This is a genomic window from Paraburkholderia sp. BL6669N2, from assembly GCF_003387275.1.
Classification (GTDB): Bacteria; Pseudomonadota; Gammaproteobacteria; order Burkholderiales; family Burkholderiaceae; genus Paraburkholderia.
On the sequence record NZ_QUNA01000002.1, the window covers coordinates 3,070,700 to 3,088,392 of the forward strand.

Annotated in this window: 16 protein-coding genes; 9 read left to right on the forward strand and 7 right to left on the reverse strand. The window is 57.3% G+C overall.

Annotation, left to right across the window (positions count from 1 at the left end; all coding sequences use genetic code 11):
* Positions 1 to 246: 246 nt before the first annotated feature.
* The 6 genes from B0G80_RS36235 (at position 247) to B0G80_RS36260 (ending at position 5,410) form a co-directional block, all read left to right on the forward strand.
* Positions 247 to 756 carry a MaoC family dehydratase gene (locus B0G80_RS36235; RefSeq protein WP_116122525.1) on the forward strand — a complete coding sequence of 170 codons (510 nt, stop codon included), beginning with the start codon at positions 247 to 249 and terminating at the stop codon, positions 754 to 756.
* Entirely contained in the window at positions 753 to 1,910 is a 1,158-nt protein-coding gene (locus B0G80_RS36240; protein ID WP_116122526.1) for an acyl-CoA dehydrogenase family protein, read from the forward strand. Before B0G80_RS36235 ends, B0G80_RS36240 begins: the two co-directional genes overlap by 4 nt.
* On the forward strand, positions 1,907 to 2,389 hold the full coding sequence (locus tag B0G80_RS36245) for a MaoC family dehydratase (protein ID WP_116122527.1): 483 nt from the start codon (positions 1,907 to 1,909) through the stop codon (positions 2,387 to 2,389). Before B0G80_RS36240 ends, B0G80_RS36245 begins: the two co-directional genes overlap by 4 nt.
* Positions 2,386 to 3,594 carry a CaiB/BaiF CoA-transferase family protein gene (locus tag B0G80_RS36250; protein ID WP_116122528.1) on the forward strand — a complete coding sequence of 403 codons (1,209 nt, stop codon included), beginning with the start codon at positions 2,386 to 2,388 and terminating at the stop codon, positions 3,592 to 3,594. Before B0G80_RS36245 ends, B0G80_RS36250 begins: the two co-directional genes overlap by 4 nt.
* Positions 3,591 to 4,523, forward strand: coding sequence for a CoA ester lyase (locus B0G80_RS36255; RefSeq protein ID WP_116122529.1), 933 nt, complete (start codon positions 3,591 to 3,593; stop codon positions 4,521 to 4,523). The genes B0G80_RS36250 and B0G80_RS36255 overlap by 4 nt, the downstream gene beginning before the upstream one ends.
* Positions 4,524 to 4,615: 92 nt before the next feature.
* A complete protein-coding gene (locus B0G80_RS36260) occupies positions 4,616 to 5,410 on the forward strand; it encodes a GntR family transcriptional regulator (protein WP_181920146.1) in 795 nt (264 codons plus the stop codon).
* Positions 5,411 to 5,683: 273 nt separating this feature from the next.
* On the opposite strand, the gene B0G80_RS36265 is transcribed toward B0G80_RS36260, so the two are convergent.
* The 7 genes from B0G80_RS36265 to B0G80_RS36300 all read right to left on the reverse strand — a co-directional run bounded on the left by B0G80_RS36265 (position 5,684) and on the right by B0G80_RS36300 (position 14,029).
* Complete coding sequence (locus tag B0G80_RS36265) at positions 5,684 to 7,060, reverse strand: MmgE/PrpD family protein (RefSeq protein WP_116122531.1); 1,377 nt, start codon at positions 7,058 to 7,060, stop codon at positions 5,684 to 5,686.
* 814 nt (positions 7,061 to 7,874) lie between these two features.
* A complete protein-coding gene (locus B0G80_RS36275; RefSeq protein ID WP_258879154.1) occupies positions 7,875 to 8,168 on the reverse strand; it encodes a hypothetical protein in 294 nt (97 codons plus the stop codon).
* The gene (locus B0G80_RS36280) at positions 8,165 to 9,568 is read right to left on the reverse strand and encodes an MFS transporter (protein ID WP_116122532.1); all 1,404 of its coding nucleotides are present in this window, start codon (positions 9,566 to 9,568) and stop codon (positions 8,165 to 8,167) included. Before B0G80_RS36280 ends, B0G80_RS36275 begins: the two co-directional genes overlap by 4 nt.
* Positions 9,569 to 9,926: 358 nt before the next feature.
* A complete protein-coding gene (locus tag B0G80_RS36285; protein ID WP_116122533.1) occupies positions 9,927 to 10,862 on the reverse strand; it encodes an electron transfer flavoprotein subunit alpha/FixB family protein in 936 nt (311 codons plus the stop codon).
* Positions 10,863 to 10,887: 25 nt separating this feature from the next.
* Positions 10,888 to 11,637 (reverse strand): electron transfer flavoprotein subunit beta/FixA family protein, encoded by a 750-nt coding sequence (locus tag B0G80_RS36290; protein ID WP_116122534.1) that lies wholly within the window; start codon positions 11,635 to 11,637, stop codon positions 10,888 to 10,890.
* A 73-nt stretch (positions 11,638 to 11,710) separates the two neighbouring features.
* Positions 11,711 to 12,559, reverse strand: a complete 849-nt coding sequence (locus tag B0G80_RS36295; protein WP_116122535.1) for a 3-hydroxybutyryl-CoA dehydrogenase — start codon at positions 12,557 to 12,559, stop codon at positions 11,711 to 11,713.
* 282 nt (positions 12,560 to 12,841) lie between these two features.
* Entirely contained in the window at positions 12,842 to 14,029 is a 1,188-nt protein-coding gene (locus tag B0G80_RS36300; RefSeq protein WP_116122536.1) for an acyl-CoA dehydrogenase, read from the reverse strand.
* A gap of 125 nt (positions 14,030 to 14,154) precedes the next feature.
* Here B0G80_RS36300 and B0G80_RS36305 point away from each other — a divergent pair, with 125 nt between their 5' ends.
* From B0G80_RS36305 to B0G80_RS45520, 3 genes are all read left to right on the forward strand, one after another.
* Positions 14,155 to 15,066: a LysR substrate-binding domain-containing protein gene (locus B0G80_RS36305; RefSeq protein ID WP_116123858.1), complete on the forward strand. Its 912-nt coding sequence runs from the start codon at positions 14,155 to 14,157 to the stop codon at positions 15,064 to 15,066.
* A 130-nt stretch (positions 15,067 to 15,196) separates the two neighbouring features.
* Positions 15,197 to 16,447, forward strand: a complete 1,251-nt coding sequence (locus B0G80_RS36310) for an IS256 family transposase (RefSeq protein WP_116122537.1) — start codon at positions 15,197 to 15,199, stop codon at positions 16,445 to 16,447.
* Positions 16,448 to 16,546: 99 nt separating this feature from the next.
* A complete protein-coding gene (locus B0G80_RS45520; RefSeq protein WP_147309966.1) occupies positions 16,547 to 17,131 on the forward strand; it encodes a hypothetical protein in 585 nt (194 codons plus the stop codon).
* The last annotated feature ends 562 nt before the right edge of the window (positions 17,132 to 17,693 follow it).

The following is a 17,693-nucleotide window of genomic DNA, read 5'->3' on the forward strand; positions in this document are numbered from 1 at the left end:
GCCGTTTCATGCGCGTTCGCACACTCGCCCCTGCTCGGCACTCGAATGGTGAAGGGCGCGGTGATTCGATCGCCAAACTGTAACGCTGCGGTGGATTCGCCTTCTTCGAATTTGCTGTCCAAAACAGCGCCTCGGAATCTAAGCCCCGTCCGTTGCACGATCAGCTGAATCTCTGTATATTGTCCGTACATTCGAATGTATCAGGGCAAGTTGCGGTTCCCCACATGTTTGGCAAAAGGAGGAGACATGGATCAGACGGGTCTGTCAGGCGACGCCGTACTGCAACGTTTTCACGAAGAGCCGCCGCGGACGCGAGGCCGGGTTTACGAGGATTTCGAAATTGGCGCACGCTACTCGCATCACTGGGGGCGTACGGTGACGGCAGCGGACAATACGTTGTTCTCGACCATGACACTGCACTTCAATCCGCTTTATTTCAACGATGAGTTTGCACAAGCTCACGGTTATCGTCATGGCGTGGTCAATCCGTATCTCCTCTTTGGCATTGTCTTCGGTCTTTCGGTAGAAGATCTGTCGGAGCGCGGTGGTGCTTTTCTCGGCGTTGAAGATCTCGCCTTCGTTCGACCGTTCCATGTTGGAGAGACCCTGCTTGCCCATAGCACAGTGAGGAGCATGCGCCCTTCGTCTAAGGACACGATTGGCATCGTCACGTGGCACACCGTCGGGTGCGATGCGAATGGTGAAACTGTGCTCAGCTTTGATCGGACGAACATGGTACTCCGGAGGGTCGCATGACTTATATGACCGAAGAGCGCTTGATGATTCAGCGCACCGCGCAAGAGTTTGCGAGAGAAATTGTTTTGCCGGTTGCAAACAGACTGGATCCCCTTAAAGAAGACATTCCTGAGTCTCTTCGCAAGCAACTTGCGGAAATGGGCTACTTCGGCATTCTCGTTCCCGAGCAATATGGTGGACTCGGTCTCGGCTGTTTCGAATATTGCTTGATTACCGAGGAGCTCTCGCGAGCGTGGATGAGCGTCGGAAGCATTATCCGTAACGTCGGTCTTATGGTCGCCCAAGGTATGACAGAAGAGCAGAAATCCGCCTACCTGCCGCGGATGGCAAGGGGTGAATTTCTCGGTGCATTTTCGATGTCGGAACCGAACGCCGGCTCGGACATTTCCAATCTTAGTACACGCGCGGAGAAGGTAGCCGGTGGCTGGAAGATTACAGGCAGTAAGTACTGGTGCACATTCGCGGACGGCGCCGACTACATCGTCGTAATCGCGCGTACCGCTCCGCCTCCCGCGCAAAGCAAACGCCATCTGGGCCTTTCTGCGTTCATGATTGAAAAGGCCCGCGGCAGTCTGCCTGAAGGTGTGAGCGGAGCACCTATCCCAAAGATTGGTTATTTTGGCTGGAAAACATGGGAACTGGCATTCGACGGGTTCTTCGTGTCCGAAAACAGTCTAATCGGCAAAGAAGGGGAAGCGTTTTATCTCGTTACACATGGCCTCGAAACTGCACGAGCACATACGGCAGCCCGTTCGATCGGCCTCGCGCAAGGCGCGCTTGAGGATGCGATCGAATACGCTGGCATGCGCGAACAATTCGGCGCCCCGATTGACACCTTCCAATCCCTACGCTTTCGCATCGCTCACATGGCGACGGAAGTCGAAGCGTCGCGTCAACTTATGTATTCCGTCTGCGACAAGATCGACAGTGGCGTTCGCTGCGACAAGGAAGCAGCAATGGTCAAGTACCTTGCGAGCGAGATGTCCGAACGTGTGACAAGCGATTCCCTGCAGATTCATGGTGGTGCGGGCTACACGCAGCACTTTGCAGTAGAACGCCATTGGCGCGACGCACGGCTCACAAAGATTTTTGAGGGTACGTCCGAGATCCAGCAGCGCATTATTGCCGACCACTTGCTCGGGAGGGCGAAATGAAAGTTTCGGAACTCACAAGCCCCAATACCTATTTCGAGGACTTCGAGCCTGGTCAAGTGATTCGTCATATGCGCGGCAAAACGATGACCGAGATGGACAACGTGCTGATCACCAATCTGACGATGAACTCGGCGCAGGCGCATTTCAACGAAGACTTTATGAAGGAGCTGCCGTTCGGTCAGCGTGTGACGTTCGGCGGCATCACCGCGTCGCTAGTCATCGGCCTGGCCTCTCAGGACACTGCGGAGAACGCGCTCGCAGAGCTAAATCTGACTGGCATGCGTCTGAAGTCACCGGTGTTCCATGGCGACACCTTGTATGCACTCACCGAGGTCCTTTCGGTCGAGGACGATCCTGCACATGACGATGCGGGCATCGTACGTTTTCATCACTGGGGCATCAACCAGAAAGACGAGATCGTCTTCGAAGCATCGCGCACTGTTCGTATCAAACGCAAGTCGCACTGGGGGAATCGATGAACACGTGCTCTTTTGGAGCACTTCGAGGCCTCGTAGTGCTCGATCTGACCCAAATGCTATCTGGTCCGTACTGCACGCAACTCCTCGCAGATCACGGTGGGGAGGTCATCAAGATCGAGCCGCCGCACGGTGACGCGACACGGGGGTTTGGGCCATTCAAGCCTGATGACAATTTGCGCGCGTATGGAGGCTATTTTCAGAGCGTCAACCGCAACAAGCAAAGCGTCGTCCTCAACCTGAAATGCACGGAGGATACCGATCGTCTGCGCGCCATGGTTGTCAAGGCCGATGTACTCGTCGAGAACTTCCGCTCGGGCGTCATGGAGAGACTGGGACTCGACTATGAGAGCCTGAGCGCGATTAACCCCAAGCTAGTCTATGCGTCGATTCGGGGTTTCGGCGACGGTCGACATGGCGTGTCACCGTACCAGGAATGGCCCGCCTACGACGTTATCGCGCAGGCGATGAGCGGCCTGATGGGCATCACGGGCAAGCCGGATCAGCCGGTGAAAATTGGTCCCGGCATCGGAGATATCGTACCCGGAATGATGGCTGCGTTCGGCATCGTGTCTGCGGTATTGCACGCGAGACAAAGCGGGACGGGTCAGTACGTCGATGTTTCAATGACGGATACGCTCCTGTCGCTATGCGAACGGATCGTCTACCAGCATTCTTATCAAGATGCTATTCCGGGTCCTGAGGGTCAGCACCATCCCGTGTTCTCGCCCTTCGGCCTCTTTCGCGCGCTCGACGGCTTCGTGGCGCTCGCCTGTCCTTCCGACGCCTTCTGGCGAAGCTTCTGCGAAGCGGTTGGCGAGCCTGCGTGGAGCGACGATGCTCGCTTTCGAAGCGCAAACCAACGCAGCGCACATCGTCATGATGTGAACAGCTTGGTCGAAAGCGTGACGGCCCGGCACACAAAACAGGAACTCGCACGCTTGCTCGGCGGGCGGATTCCATTCGGGCCGGTAATGAACGCACAAGAAATCTTCGCCGATCCTCATTTTCGTGCTCGCGACATGCTGTGCGAGGTTGAACAACCCGGTTCGACCTCGTGCGTGACGATTGCTGGCGTGCCGATGAAGCTGTCCGCCACGCCTGGTGGCATTTTCAATCGAGCGCCTCTTCTCGGAGAACACACGCAGGCAGTGTTTGAGCGCTTCGGCCTCGCGCCAGTTTCTCTTACCTCGGAGACTCACCTATGAACGCAACGTTAGCCGCAATTGCTCCTCGTCCGACTCGTCCCCGACGTGTTCAGCTTGCCGTGCCAGGAAGTAACGCCCGTATGATCGAAAAGGCTGCCGCCTGCGACGCAGATCATGTGTTTCTTGACCTCGAGGACGCCGTCGCCCCGAACGCAAAAGTGGGTGCTCGCCGTACCGTCAGCGAGGCGCTGCTGCATCTCGATTGGGGAACGAAAACCCGGTGTGTACGCATCAACGATCTCGACACCCCCTACGCCTATGACGATCTAACCGAAGTGATCGGCGTGGCGGGTTCACACCTCGATGTCGTGATGCTGCCCAAAGTAACCAGACCGGAGCATATCCAGTTTGTCGACCGACTCCTTACGATGCTCGAACACAAACATGATATTGCACATTCAATCGGCTTGGAGATCCTGATCGAGGAGATCGAAGGACTGGTCAACGTGGAGTCATTATGCAAGACCAGCCGGCGTCTCGAAGCGGCGATCCTCGGCGTCGGCGATTACTCTGCCGCGCAAGGCATCGCACCAAGCGCCGTGCGCGGAACATCAGGCTACCCGGGCGATCTGTGGCACTACCCGCGATTCAAGTTGGTCGCCGCTGCACGCGCGGCCGGCATCGCCGCAATTGACGGTCCGTTTGCCGACGTGCGCAACGGCGCAGCTTACGCAGAGGAGTGCCGAACCGGGGCGTTGCTCGGATTTGACGGTAAGTGGGCACTGCATCCTTCGCAGATCGGAATTGCCAAACAGGCATTCACGCCGGACCTCGAAGACGTCAGGCGGGCGCGCGCAATCGCGGCAGCTTATGCTGACGCGCAGGCCCAAGGCATCGGCGCCGTCGAGCTTGATGGGATGATGATCGATGTGGCATCGGTGAGGCTGGTTTCGAATACTCTGCGCAAGGCCGACCTTTTCGGTATGTAAACTGCACCAGGAGTGCTGCAATCGGGCGAGAAACGCAAAAGAAGCGGTTAAAATGATGAAATGTCATGCTATTCGCCTCGTCAGGATCTCACATGCCACGCCGTCCTCGCGACACTACCTGGGAATCGCCCGCCGATGAAATCGCCGAAGCTTCGCCAATCGCAGGCACGCGCGCGCCGCGGTATGCCGAGTTGGCACGCGTGCTCATTGAGCGCATCAACAGCGGCACGTATGCCGTCGGCCAGTCGCTGCCACCGGAAACCGAACTGTGCGTGATGTTTGGCGCAAGTCGCCATACGGTTCGCGAGGCAATCCGCATTCTCAGTGAACAGGGGATGGTATCGCGGCGCCAAGGGGTCGGCACTATCGTCACGGCGTCCTCGACGCAGGCTCGCTACACCGCCACGCTGAGCTCGCTCAGTGACCTGATGCAGCATCTTGACGCGACTGAACTCCACTTCCTCTCCGACGAAGAAGTCGCGGCGGACAGCGTCCTGGCTGAATTGCTCGAGTGTCCTGTGGGACAGCGTTGGATCCGCATTCGAGCGCTGCGAGTGCTCAAGCGCTCGTCCGAAGTAGTCTCCGCGGTCGAAATGTACGTACAATTGCGCTTCGCGGGGCTCACCGAAATGCTTGGAAAGACACAGAATTCGGTTTATCGCCTGATTGAAGACCATTACCACACACGTGTAGTCGAATGCCGTCAAGATGTCGTACCAATCATAATTTCGGGAGAGGAGGCGAAAAAGCTGCACGTCCCCTCTGGTACACCCGGTCTGCATGTCACACGGCACTATCTTGACGACAAGCTCGATATACTGTCCGTGTCAATCAACCGCTATCCGAAGAATCGTTTTCGCTTCCAAATGCGGTGGCGTCTTTCGTGAGCGACACGTTCCGGGATGGACGCCGGAGAGCACAACCACACCCTTGATCGCATCCTTTCGAAGCTCAACATGATGCGTACTATCATGCGACCACGCTTGGATTTTTTGATTGCCTGGCGTCGCGCACCCGTCACCGGCGAAACTGGTGTATCCGTTTCGCATGCGACATCAAGCAATCGCGATTACATCTCCATGGGCGAAGGGCGCGCATGTCAAACCAGTCATGCATGCGGCGGCCGCTGAGAATGTTTGCATCATTTTATGTTTGCACCGCTACTGCGCCGCAAATGCGGCCATCAGATCGTCGAGGCACTCGATGGTCTCCATCCGCGTCAGGTGCTCGAACAGGGTGGTTCGTTTGCGTGAATCCATGATCGTTCGGCTTGCGCATTCGTGAAACTTCTGTTCAAGCAACGCCATGATCATAGGACGGCGGGCATGTCCAATCGCGTGTTTGACCGGTTCGCTGGTGACCCGTGTTCCGTCTTTTAGAACGATCACGACCCAGTCCGCAGGTGAAAAAAGCGGATCTTCGGGATCGCGCTCATGGTTCGTTACGACGCGCACACGCTGCATCAACGAACGGAGCGCTGGATCGTCGATACGCTCACCGCCCAAGTCGTCGAGCGTGATGTGGCCGCGCTCGGCAACGCAGGCAAGACCGAAGCTCAAGCTAAATTTTGCAGACAGCGCGTCTTCTGGTATCGAATCGCGCAGCATTGCTGCCTGTGCAACACCTATGTGCGCGTCGATGCGCGCAATCTGGGACGGATCGATGCTTGCGTCAGCGCATACCTGCGCCATCGCGTCAACGATGCGATGCATCGCATAACACACTGGATATCGCTTAATGTTGATGCCAAATTGCAGCACCGCACTGGAGCGTTCGTTGATGTGGTCGTGTGACGCGCCAAATTCAAGGTTGCCGCGCGGCGATAGTGCATGCAGCAGACCGACGGGATGCTCAAGTGCACCGGATGACGCAGTCAGCCCGGCTGCGGCGAGCCGCGCCGCGCGCACGCCGTTCGACACGGCAAGGCCGACCTGCAGCGGTTTCATCATCGAGCCAAAGTTCGCGACCACGCCTGCGGCCATCGATGCGGCAATCGACAATGCCCGTGCCGTCATCGTCATGCTCAAACCCGCCACGCGCGCTGCCGCAGCAGCTGCAGCCACCGCACCAATTGTCGAACTCGGATGCCAGCCCTTCGAATGAATCTTGTCCGCCTCGACGATACGCAGGCGTGCCCAAACTTCATAGCCAGCGGCGTAGGCAGTCAGTACGTCCCGACCGCTCGCACCAAGCCGTTCGCCTTCGGCCAATGATGCCGGCAACAGTACGACGCTAGGATGACCATCAAGGGCCGTGTCGTCATAATCGAGTGCATGAGCTGCCGTCGCATTCAACAAGGCCGCCTGAACTGACGACACGCGACGGCCGCTCACGAGCGTCGTCGCCTCATGCAACCTGCCCTCCATCGTGGCGAACGTCGCAGATGCAATGCGAACGACCTCCTCGCCGCGTGCCGCGAGGGTAACGCCAATACAATCAGCGATGCCTAACTTGATCAGCCTGACTGTCTCAGGCTCAAGCGCGTCGAAGTGTAGCGCTGTAACGCGATTTGCGAGATTATGCGTGAAATCTGACACTCATCGTCTCCAGTCGGAATGCGGCCCGCGAACACGTGAAACACGGGCTCTTCCGTCTCGGACGCGTATATCGGTCTTCCCCAGAACAATCTCGCGCTTGCTTACCGTGTAGTCCATGAGAAACCTTACGTCGCGAGGTCGTGGGGTTGCGAATATGCGACGCAATGATGATCGCCGACATCAAGCGATTTTTTCTACAAATTTCTAACCCACGACACCGACAAATATGGACCGAGTCAAGAGTTGTTCGACTCTTGGGTCACACGCATCGCCGGCCGCTCTCGATCCGGTGGAAATATCCGCCATGCGCCGTCCTGGTGACGAAAAAAATATAGTGTAACGGGACCGGAATCCCTTAATGTCTCGACACATACATAGCATTCATGTCGCGATCGTCTGTTCCTGAACTCAATGACCCGCACCGCCTGCGCGGGATCCGGAGCGAGCCACTGCTCGACCATCAAACGCAGTGAATTATTCGCGCTTGCCATTGCCTTCCTCATCATCTCACTCGAACCCCGCTCCTGTTTCGTCAGATATGACATAACCCGGCGGGCCTAACGTTACTCACTTCCACGTTGGTTAAATTTCACCCGCCATTCGAACAATTAAAAAAATCGAACTTTCTAACTCGCGACAATAGCGGCCCACCGCGCAAAGTGCAGCGATCAGATTGAGTCGCGAGACCAATAACGCAATTGATTTATCTGACATACCATCGCCTTCCCAAGCGTTCCAATTCGCACATGTACATTGATCACCGCGATTCAACGGAAAGCCAGACTGTAATCGAAAATCTGACTTTCATAGTTTATTAGGTTGACTTGTACTGTGCTGCTCTAATCGCCTCGTCAAAAGTTTCGTCGGTGGCAACATGCTTATGATTGACAGTGACCAACCACTTGTTATCGGTGTGCAACCATCGGATCCTCCGATCTTCTACATGCGCAGAAAACCAACGCCAAAGCTCCGCATCTTCGGCATTTGCCGCGGCGCTCGCCTCGCGTCGCCTTCTTTCGAAACCCTGCAGGAAATCAGGCTCGCGCATCGAATCGTCACCTCCCGTACCTATTGCCTCACGGGGCGTGGCGACGCTTCTCTTACTCATGTATAAACTCCGGATCTATTTCCTACATTCTTCGGGAGGAGCGCAACAGCTATCGCACCGGCGACCAAAATGCCAGCGATTATCCATAGCGCGATCTCAGTCCTTCCAGTCACATCTCGCACGAATCCAATAAGGAAAGGACTCGCGAATCCGCCGAGATTTCCGGTCGCGCTGATTAAAGCAACGCCGGCCGAAGCACCCGTTCCGCGCAGGAACTCGGACGGAAGCGCCCAGAATGGAGGTGCAGCAGCGATTGCGCCGCTTAACGCAAGCGCCAGGCAGAACAGAGAGGCTATCGTGTCGTGTGTGAAATACGTACTCGATACGAGTCCGACGGCGGCAATGAGTTGAGGAACAATGACGTGCCAGCGGTACTCGTTACGTTGATCGGCACTACGACTGACAAAATACGTCATCACGATCGCTGCGATGTACGGCAGGCTACTGAGAATGCCTGCCTTTTCGACACTCTTTACACCGCTCGAATGAATAAGAGAAGGCAGCCAGAGAGTCATCCCTACATAACCAGCGGCCTGACTAAAGTAGATAAACGTCAGCCACCATAGTCGACCGCTTCGCAATGCACCGCCGATCGTGTCTCGTGCACCCGGCCCCGGATGCGTATCGAGTCTAGCAATGACAAGCTCTTTTTCGGGGGAGCTCAGCCATTTTGCATCTTGCGGGGCGTCGTCAAGCGTAAAATAGAGCACGGCCGCAAGGACAAGTGCGGGAAGTCCTTCGAGAACGAACATCCATTGCCAACCTCCGAGTCCACCAAAATGCTCCAAGCGTCCCATCAGGTAGCCGGATAAGGGCCCACCAATGATGCCGGATAAGGCACTGCCCGAGTAGATGATGGCAATGAACCGTGATCTGCGAACCCTTGGCAGCCAGCTGAGCAGAAAGAAGATGACGCCAGGCAGTAGTCCAGCCTCAGCAACACCCAGCAGAAATCGAAGAATATAAAAGGTCAAGGGCGAATGTACTGTGCACATCAAGATTGATACCACGCCCCAACTGACCATGATCCGCGAAATCCACCGTCTAGCGCCATAGCGTTGCAGAAATAGATTGCTAGGCAGCTCGAACAGAAAGTAGCCTATAAAAAATATTCCCGCGCCAAAGCCGTATACTGTGTCAGTAAGGCCAATCTCGCTCTGCATTTGGATTTTCGCAAATCCGATGTTCGTTCGGTCGATGCAAGCAATCACGTAAGAGAAGAAAAGTATCGGGCACAGTCGCCATACAATTCTCCGGTACACAGACTGTGCATCGTCGCAACTGTCTGTCTCGCTTCTCGAAATAGATAAAGGCGCTCGCTGCTGCACGTCTGTCTCCTGAATCCCGCATTTGGGATGTGAGTTCTGTTCGGATCCGCGCTCCCTTCGTCCGCCGTTCATTCACCTAAGCGAAGTATGTCCGCACAGATTGCGCGCGCGAGGGCGAATGTTCGAATGTCCGTACAATACAAACATGCGCATTTCTTGTCAATGGTCGGTTTAAGCAGGTGCGCGCGACCGTCGAGCGCCGAAACGCAAAGCAATGGTCAACTGGCCGCGCTCTAAACTTGCGACCCGCACTTCCCAATCTAAAGACCTTCAGCTTCAGTGCACAGCTGCTACGATGCTCGTCCACGAGAATCAGGAACCGCCTTCATATATCAGCTTCTTCAGCGTTCACGGACCGCACCGCTTCTTTCCGGCGTCCCTGTATCTGCTTAATCGCATCGTGATTCATGGATCCGTGTTCCTCGGCCTGTTACGTGAATTCAGCAGCCAGCTGTGGCACCAAGCCGAACAGATCACCAACCAGACCGTAGTCCGCAACGCTGAAAATCGGCGCTTCTTCGTCGTTGTTGATCGCGACGATGACCTTCGAGTCCTTCATGCCGGCGAGATGCTGGATCGCGCCCGAAATGCCGACCGCGATGTAAAGCTGCGGCGCGACGATCTTGCCGGTTTGACCGACCTGATAGTCATTCGGCACATAGCCAGCATCGACGGCAGCGCGCGATGCGCCCATTGCCGCGCCGAGTTTGTCGGCGAGCGGTTCGAGAACCTTGTTGTAGTTCTCGCCGCTACCCAGACCACGGCCACCCGACACGATGATGTTCGCGCTCGTCAGTTCCGGACGATCCAGCTTCGTCACTTCACGGCTCACGAACTGCGAGATGCCTGCGTCAGCCGCGGCTTCGATCTTCTCGACCGATGCGCTGCCGCCTTCCGCCGCCACCGGGTCGAAGCCCGTTGCACGCACCGTGATGACCTTGATGGGATCCGCCGATTGCACGATCGCGATCGCGTTGCCCGCGTAGATCGGGCGCTCGAACGTATCGGCGGAATCGACGGCCGTGATGTCGCTGATCTGCGCGACGTCGAGCTTCGCCGCGATACGCGGTGCGATGTTCTTGCCGTATGCCGTTGCCGGCGCGAGGATGTGCGAATAGTCCTTCGCGATGTTCAGCACCGTCGCCTCGACATTTTCCGCGAGGCCTTCGGCCAGTTGCGGCGCGTCGGCCAGCAGCACCTTCGCCACGCCTGCGATCTTCGCAGCGGCATCAGCGGCAGCCTGGGCGTTGTGACCTGCCACCAGCACATGAACGTCGCCACCGATCTTCTGCGCGGCAGCCACCGTATTCAGCGTTGCAGCCTTGATCGACGCGTTGTCGTGTTCAGCAATTACCAGAATCGTCATTTCATTCGTCTCCGCGTTCCGTACATCAAAGCACCTTGGCTTCGTTCTTGAGCTTCTCGACCAGCGTCTTCACGTCGGCCACCTTCACGCCAGCGGAGCGCTTCGGCGGCTCGCTGACCTTCAGCGTCGTCAGACGCGGCGTGACATCGACGCCCAGGTCTTCCGGCTTCACGGTTTCCAGCGGCTTCTTCTTCGCCTCCATGATGTTCGGCAGCGTCACGTAGCGCGGCTCGTTCAGGCGCAGATCGGCCGTCACCACGGCGGGCAACTTCAGCGACAACGTTTCCGCGCCGCCGTCCACTTCGCGCGACACCGTCGCCTTGCCGTCGGCCACGACAACCTTCGAGGCGAACGTCGCTTGCGGCAGATTCGCCAGCGCGGCCAGCATCTGACCGGTCTGATTGGAGTCGTCGTCGATGGCCTGCTTGCCGAGGATCACCAGTTGCGGCTGCTCCTTGTCGACCAACGCCTTGAGCACCTTCGCGACAGCCAGCGGCTGCAGGTCTTCGTTCGATTCGATCAGGATCGCGCGGTCCGCACCGATGGCGAGCGCCCTACGCAGCGTTTCCTGACTTTGCGTCACACCTGCAGACACGGCAATCACTTCCGTCGCCACGCCCGTTTCCTTCAGACGCACGGCCTCTTCGATAGCGATTTCGTCGAACGGATTCATCGACATCTTCACATTTGCAGTGTCGACACCCGTATTGTCCGACTTCACGCGGACCTTCACGTTGTAGTCGACCACGCGTTTGACTGCGACCACGATCTTCATATTGGACTTCATTGAGTATCAAAGCAGCGGTTGATAAGTCCGCCGGCGGGTTACCCACACTGCTCTGCAGCGATCAATAGGCGTAGAACCCGCGCCCGCTCTTCCGTCCCAAGTGCCCTGCGTCGACCAATTCGCGCAGAAGCGGTGCAGGTCGATATTTCGGGTCGTTGAAATCGCGACACAATACGTCCATGATTGCAAGCAACGTATCGAGACCGATGAGATCGGCCAATGCGAGTGGCCCCATCGGATGACCGGCACCCAGTTTCATCCCGGCATCGATCTCCTCTGCGCCCGCGAGTCGCTCATGAAGCGCGAAGATCGCTTCGTTAATCATGGGCACAAGAATCCGGTTCACGACAAAACCCGGAGAGTTCTTGACGTCAATCGGCGATTTACCGATGCGCTTCGCAAACGCGATCACAGTATCGAACGTCTCGTCACTCGTCTGGATACCTCGAATTACCTCCACCAGTTCCATCACAGGAACCGGGTTGAAAAAATGCAAACCCGTAAAACGCTCCGGGTTTGCAAGTGCTGCACCCAGCTTCGTCACCGATACTGACGACGTATTGGTTGCAACAATGGTGTCCTGCCTAACAATCGAGTCTAGGCGCGCGAGAATATCCTGTTTGACTCGCAGGTCCTCGGTTGCCGCTTCTATCACCAAATCACACGTTGCCAGGTCTTGTAAGGTCACGCTGCCCGTAATACGGGCACCTATAGCCGTTGCATCTGATTCGGAGATTTTTCCTTTCGACGCCAGCCGGTCGAGTGCAGAGGAGATGCCGTTGATCCCGGACCGCATTGCTGTCTCGCCGATATCATTGAGTAAGACGCTCAGCCCTGACGCCGCACAAACCTGAGCAATTCCACGCCCCATCTGCCCGGCGCCAACGATCCCTACAGTCTGGATTTTCATTTCATGTTTCCTGCACGTAATGCATCGATTTCGGCCGCGGTCGCGGCTAGCCAGTCCGAGAGCACTGGATCGTTGCTGGCCATGCGTCGGCGGTGCATAACGATATTGCACCGGCTATTTCGGTAGCCGAATTGAGTTTGCAACCAACGTCATGTTGTCGCGAGCGGATGCCCACGCGAATCCGCGAACACACGGTCAAGGGTATTGATCGGACCGCAAGGTGCGCCAACTGCTTTCAGCCGACCTTAGAGATTCCGTGCTCCAACGTCTCGTTCATGTCGGTCAGAACGCGGCAATGCCAGTCATTGCACGACCGAGGATCAGCGCGTGGATGTCGTGTGTGCCTTCGTATGTGTTGACGACTTCAAGATTTACGAGGTGGCGTGCGATGCCAAACTCGTCGCTGATACCATTACCGCCCATCATGTCGCGCGCGACTCGGGCAATATCGAGAGCCTTACCGCAGCAGTTGCGTTTCATGATTGACGTGATTTCTACCGCCGCGGTACCGTCATCTTTCATGCGACCAAGGCGGAGACAGCCTTGCAGACCAAGGGTAATTTCGGTCTGCATGTCCGCCAATTTTTTCTGGACGAGCTGGGTCGCAGCGAGCGGCTTTCCAAACTGCTTGCGGTCCAGAACGTACTGGCGAGCACGATGCCAGCAATCTTCAGCTGCACCCAATGCACCCCAGGCAATACCGTACCGCGCGCTGTTGAGACAGGTAAATGGCCCCTTCAGACCACGCACATCCGCGAACGCATCTTCTTCCGGGCAAAACACCTCGTCCATCACGATTTCGCCCGTAATCGAAGAACGCAGACCGACCTTGCCATGAATGGCGGGCGCGGAGAGTCCTTTCGCGCCCTTTTCCAGCACAAAGCCTCGGATAGCTCCTTCGTCGTCTTTCGCCCAGACGACGAACACATCCGCGATCGGGCTGTTGGTGATCCACATTTTGTTGCCCGTCAGGAGGTATCCACCCGGCACTTTTTTCGCACGGGTCGCCATACTTCCTGGATCCGATCCGTGATTGGGCTCTGTTAAGCCGAAACATCCGATCCACTCGCCCGACGCCAGCCGGGGCAGATACTTCTGCTTCATAGGCTCACTTCCGAACTCATTGATCGGAACCATCACGAGCGAAGACTGTACGCTCATCATTGAGCGATATCCGGAATCGACCCGCTCGACTTCGCGCGCGACGAGACCGTAGCTGACATGGTTGAGCCCTACGCCGCCATAGATCTCGGGAATCGTTACACCGAGCAGTCCCAGTTCACCCATTTCGCGGAAGATCGCCACGTCGGTCCGCTCGTGGCGAAACGCTTCGAGGACCCGGGGCGCAAGCTGCTCCTGGCAGTATGCGTACGCCGACTCTCCTACCATGCGCTCCTCCTCACTTAACTGCTGCGAGAGTAAAAGCGGATCATCCCATTGAAACGAAGGTGACTTGTGCTGACGACTCATTTCACGTCCGATGAAAGTATAACCATACCGCCAATTTAGTGACGTCGATTGAGCAACACAACCGATTTGTTCGCACCCACATGTGCGAAAATCGCACAAATCAACTGCGCCGCGGAGTACGTGAAATGCGCCGAAAAATTCCGTCCACTACCGCGCTATCGGCTTTTGAGGCTGCTGCACGCCATCAGAGCTTCACAAAAGCGGCGGATGAGCTCGCGGTCACTCAAAGCGCGATCTGCCGGCAGATCGCCTCGCTGGAAGCGTTTCTCGGCCTGAAGCTATTTCGGCGTGACAGACGAGGTGTGGCCCTTACGGAGGCCGGCGTCGCGTATAGCCAAAAGGTTGCCTCGCGTCTAGACGACGTGGAGCGCGACACACTGGAATTGATGTCCACTGGCGGTCAAGGTGGCACTCTCGAGGTTGCTGTCGTTCCGACGTTTGCCACCAAGTGGCTGTTACCGCGCATGCCTGGCTTCATCGTCGCGCATCCAGACATCACGATCAATCTATCGACCCGCACGCGCCCGTTCCTGTTCAGCGATTCTGAGTTCGACGCTGCAATCCACGCAAGCGCCGCAAAGTGGCCTGGAACGAGCAATCAATTCTTGATGCGTGAAAGCCTCATCGCCGTGTGCAGTCCGGACTTGATCCCGCGCGGACGCAAGCTGACGACGGCAGACTGGACGCGATACCGCTTGCTCCAACAGAGTACGCGCCCGTATGCGTGGCGCGACTGGTTCGCATCGCGCGGCATGCGAGTCGAGGGCGATATGTCAGGACCACGATTCGAGCTGTTCTCGATGCAGACTGAAGCAGCGATTCGAGGAATAGGCATTGCACTGATCCCGCGACTCTTGATCGAGGATGAACTGCGACAACGTTCATTGATTCCCGTAGCGCAACATGACTACCTGAGCGATCGGTCTTACTACCTCTTCTATCCCGAACAGAAGTCGGACAACGTCGCGTTGGGGATATTCCGGTCATGGATTCAAGAGCAGGCGCGCCAATATCGGGGACCGCTGGGGCTCGAATAAGGGCAATCGTGCGTCGGCGGCATGTCCCACATGCGCGCCCGTGTTCTTGTCGAGTGATGTACGAAAGAGGGTGTAAAAAGTTTTGTGTAAACGGTCATTTGGCAGGAGACTGCCAGTAACAGGAGCATAGATGACCGTAGCGAAACGCAATAAAAGAGAGAAACCCGATGCTGAACTCGTCAAGCTGGCAGACAGCCTGCTGGCGAATTACCAGAAGCCGGAAGACCTGATAGGCGAGAACGGCCTGCTCAAGCAGCTTACCAAGATGCTGGTGGAGCGTGCGTTAGAGACGGAGATGTCCGAACACCTGGGCCATGGCAAAAGCGAAACGGTGACCAATGCCACGGGCAACACCCGTAATGGCCATAGCGCCAAGACGCTGCAGGGGGAGTTTGGCGAGTTGCCGCTCAATATCCCGCGCGACCGTCAGGGGGCGTTCGAGCCGAAGCTGGTGGAGCGCCATCAGACGCGCTGGACGGGTTTCGACGACAAGATCATTTCGCTGTATGCGCGTGGCCTGAGCGTGCGCGAGATCCAGGGGCACCTGGAAGAAATGTACGGCACGGAGGTCTCGCCGACGCTGATCTCGGCGGTCACCGACGCCGTCAATGATGAGGTGAAGGTCTGGCAGGCCCGTGCGCTCGACGCGCTTTATCCGATTGTCTATCTCGACTGCATTCACGTCAAAGTGCGCGACAGCGGCGCGGTGCGGACCAAGGCGGTGTACCTGGCCATCGGCGTGAACATGGCCGGCCACAAGGAGGTCCTGGGACTGTGGATCGCCCAGACCGAGGGGGCCAAGTTCTGGCTGCAGGTGGTCACTGAGCTGAAGACGCGCGGCGTGCAGGACATCTTTATCGCCTGCGTCGACGGGCTTAAAGGCTTTCCTGAAGCCATTGAAGCGGTCTACCCAAAAGCGGCCGTGCAACTGTGCATCGTGCATATGGTGCGCAACAGCCTGAACTTCGTGCCGTGGAAAATGCAGCCGGAAGTCGCCGCCGACCTGAAGACGATTTACACTTCATCGACCGTCGAGATGGCCGAACAGATGCTGGGCACCTTCGAGGCCAGGTGGGACAAGGACTATCCGTCCATCGGACAGAGCTGGCGACGCAACTGGGCACGTGTGATTCCGTTCTTCGATTACCCACCGGAGATCAGGAAGGTGATCTACACCACGAATGCCATAGAATCGATCAACATGAGCCTGCGCAAGGTGATCAAGACCCGCAGTTCGTTCCCGACCGATGAGGCCGTCACCAAGCTGTTTTACCTGGCCCTGAACAACATCAGCAAGAAGTGGACGATGCCGATCCGCGACTGGAAGGCCGCACTGAACCGCTTCACGATCCAGTTCGAAGAGCGGCTGGTGCCGGGCTAAACCCTCAACCCCGTTTACACAAAATTCCGGACACCCCGTACGAAAGGTCGCTGAGGAACGTCTCGTCGACACCCGGCAGTCGCAGGATCGAGTGCGTAGGTGAGCAAAGATGCGACAAAGCGTTGCCAGTTCGCCCCGTCTCGCTGCCAGATCAATCGCGCGAATTTGCGACACGCTGTCTGCGATATCTGCTATCTCGTGGGCCATTTCGCGCGTGCTCCAATAGCGCTCGTTGAGCTCGCGCACGATCTGCAGCTTGCGGATGACTTCCACGACGGCCGGTGCGACAGCCTTGTCGGCGCCCGCCCCATCGCTTGCCTTCAAAACGCTGGGCAGCGCGCTCTCAGCTTTTCGATCCATGCTGTATGCCATGTTTCTCTCGTGTCTCTTGGGATTATTCAAGAGGCGGCCAGCGGCTGCCTGTCGTGCAGGCCTCGCGCGCGGCCGCACGAACGTTCATTGAATCGGGACGGCCTCACGTGCTCTCATCGAGCAGCACCGATGAAGGCGACATGGTTGGCGGCGTCGTGCGCGACGCGCACTCATTGGGCGCCGGCGGCGCTTGATTTCGGCTGCGAATCCGGGCGACGCCTGCGCCATGTGCAGCGGAATCACGACGCCGAGCAATTGCGCCGCAAGTCCTCCCGGCGGCTGCGCAGCATGGCCGAGTCGACTACCTCGTAGGGGCCTTTGAAGACGATCGGCCGCATTCGATCTGCGCAATCGATGGGGCGCTCGGCGGATCACGCATCGCATCCCGGATCATCGATTCCCAGGGAGTTCCAAGCGGTCGACGCGCCCGATCTGCTGCTCGACCACGCCCGCATTCCACTGGAGATGAGCACGACGGTCCGGCACGCCTTGTGGAGATTTAGGCCTTCGCGCCCCATCATCGACTGCGCATTCTGCGCGTCTCGGACCGCGTCTAGCCGTACATCAGGCGCGCAAAGCCGCCTGCCAGGGCGGTTGTATTTATCCTTGAGGCGCTCCTCTACACCGGCTCACGGGGCATCAAAATCGAAAACGGTGGGGTCGCGGAAGCATCCGCACCGAAGACTGTCAGCTGCTGCATGCACACCGGCGGGCCTTGTCCGCCGACGCATGGAAGGCGACCCGACTATTGACGAATCGTCAATGAGGTATTCATCCGCGCCACCTTCCCTCCGTTGATGACTTTTTCTACATTAGCCACAAGCCCTGCCCCAACGCCGACACCACTGACGGGACGAGCGACAACGCAATCTCG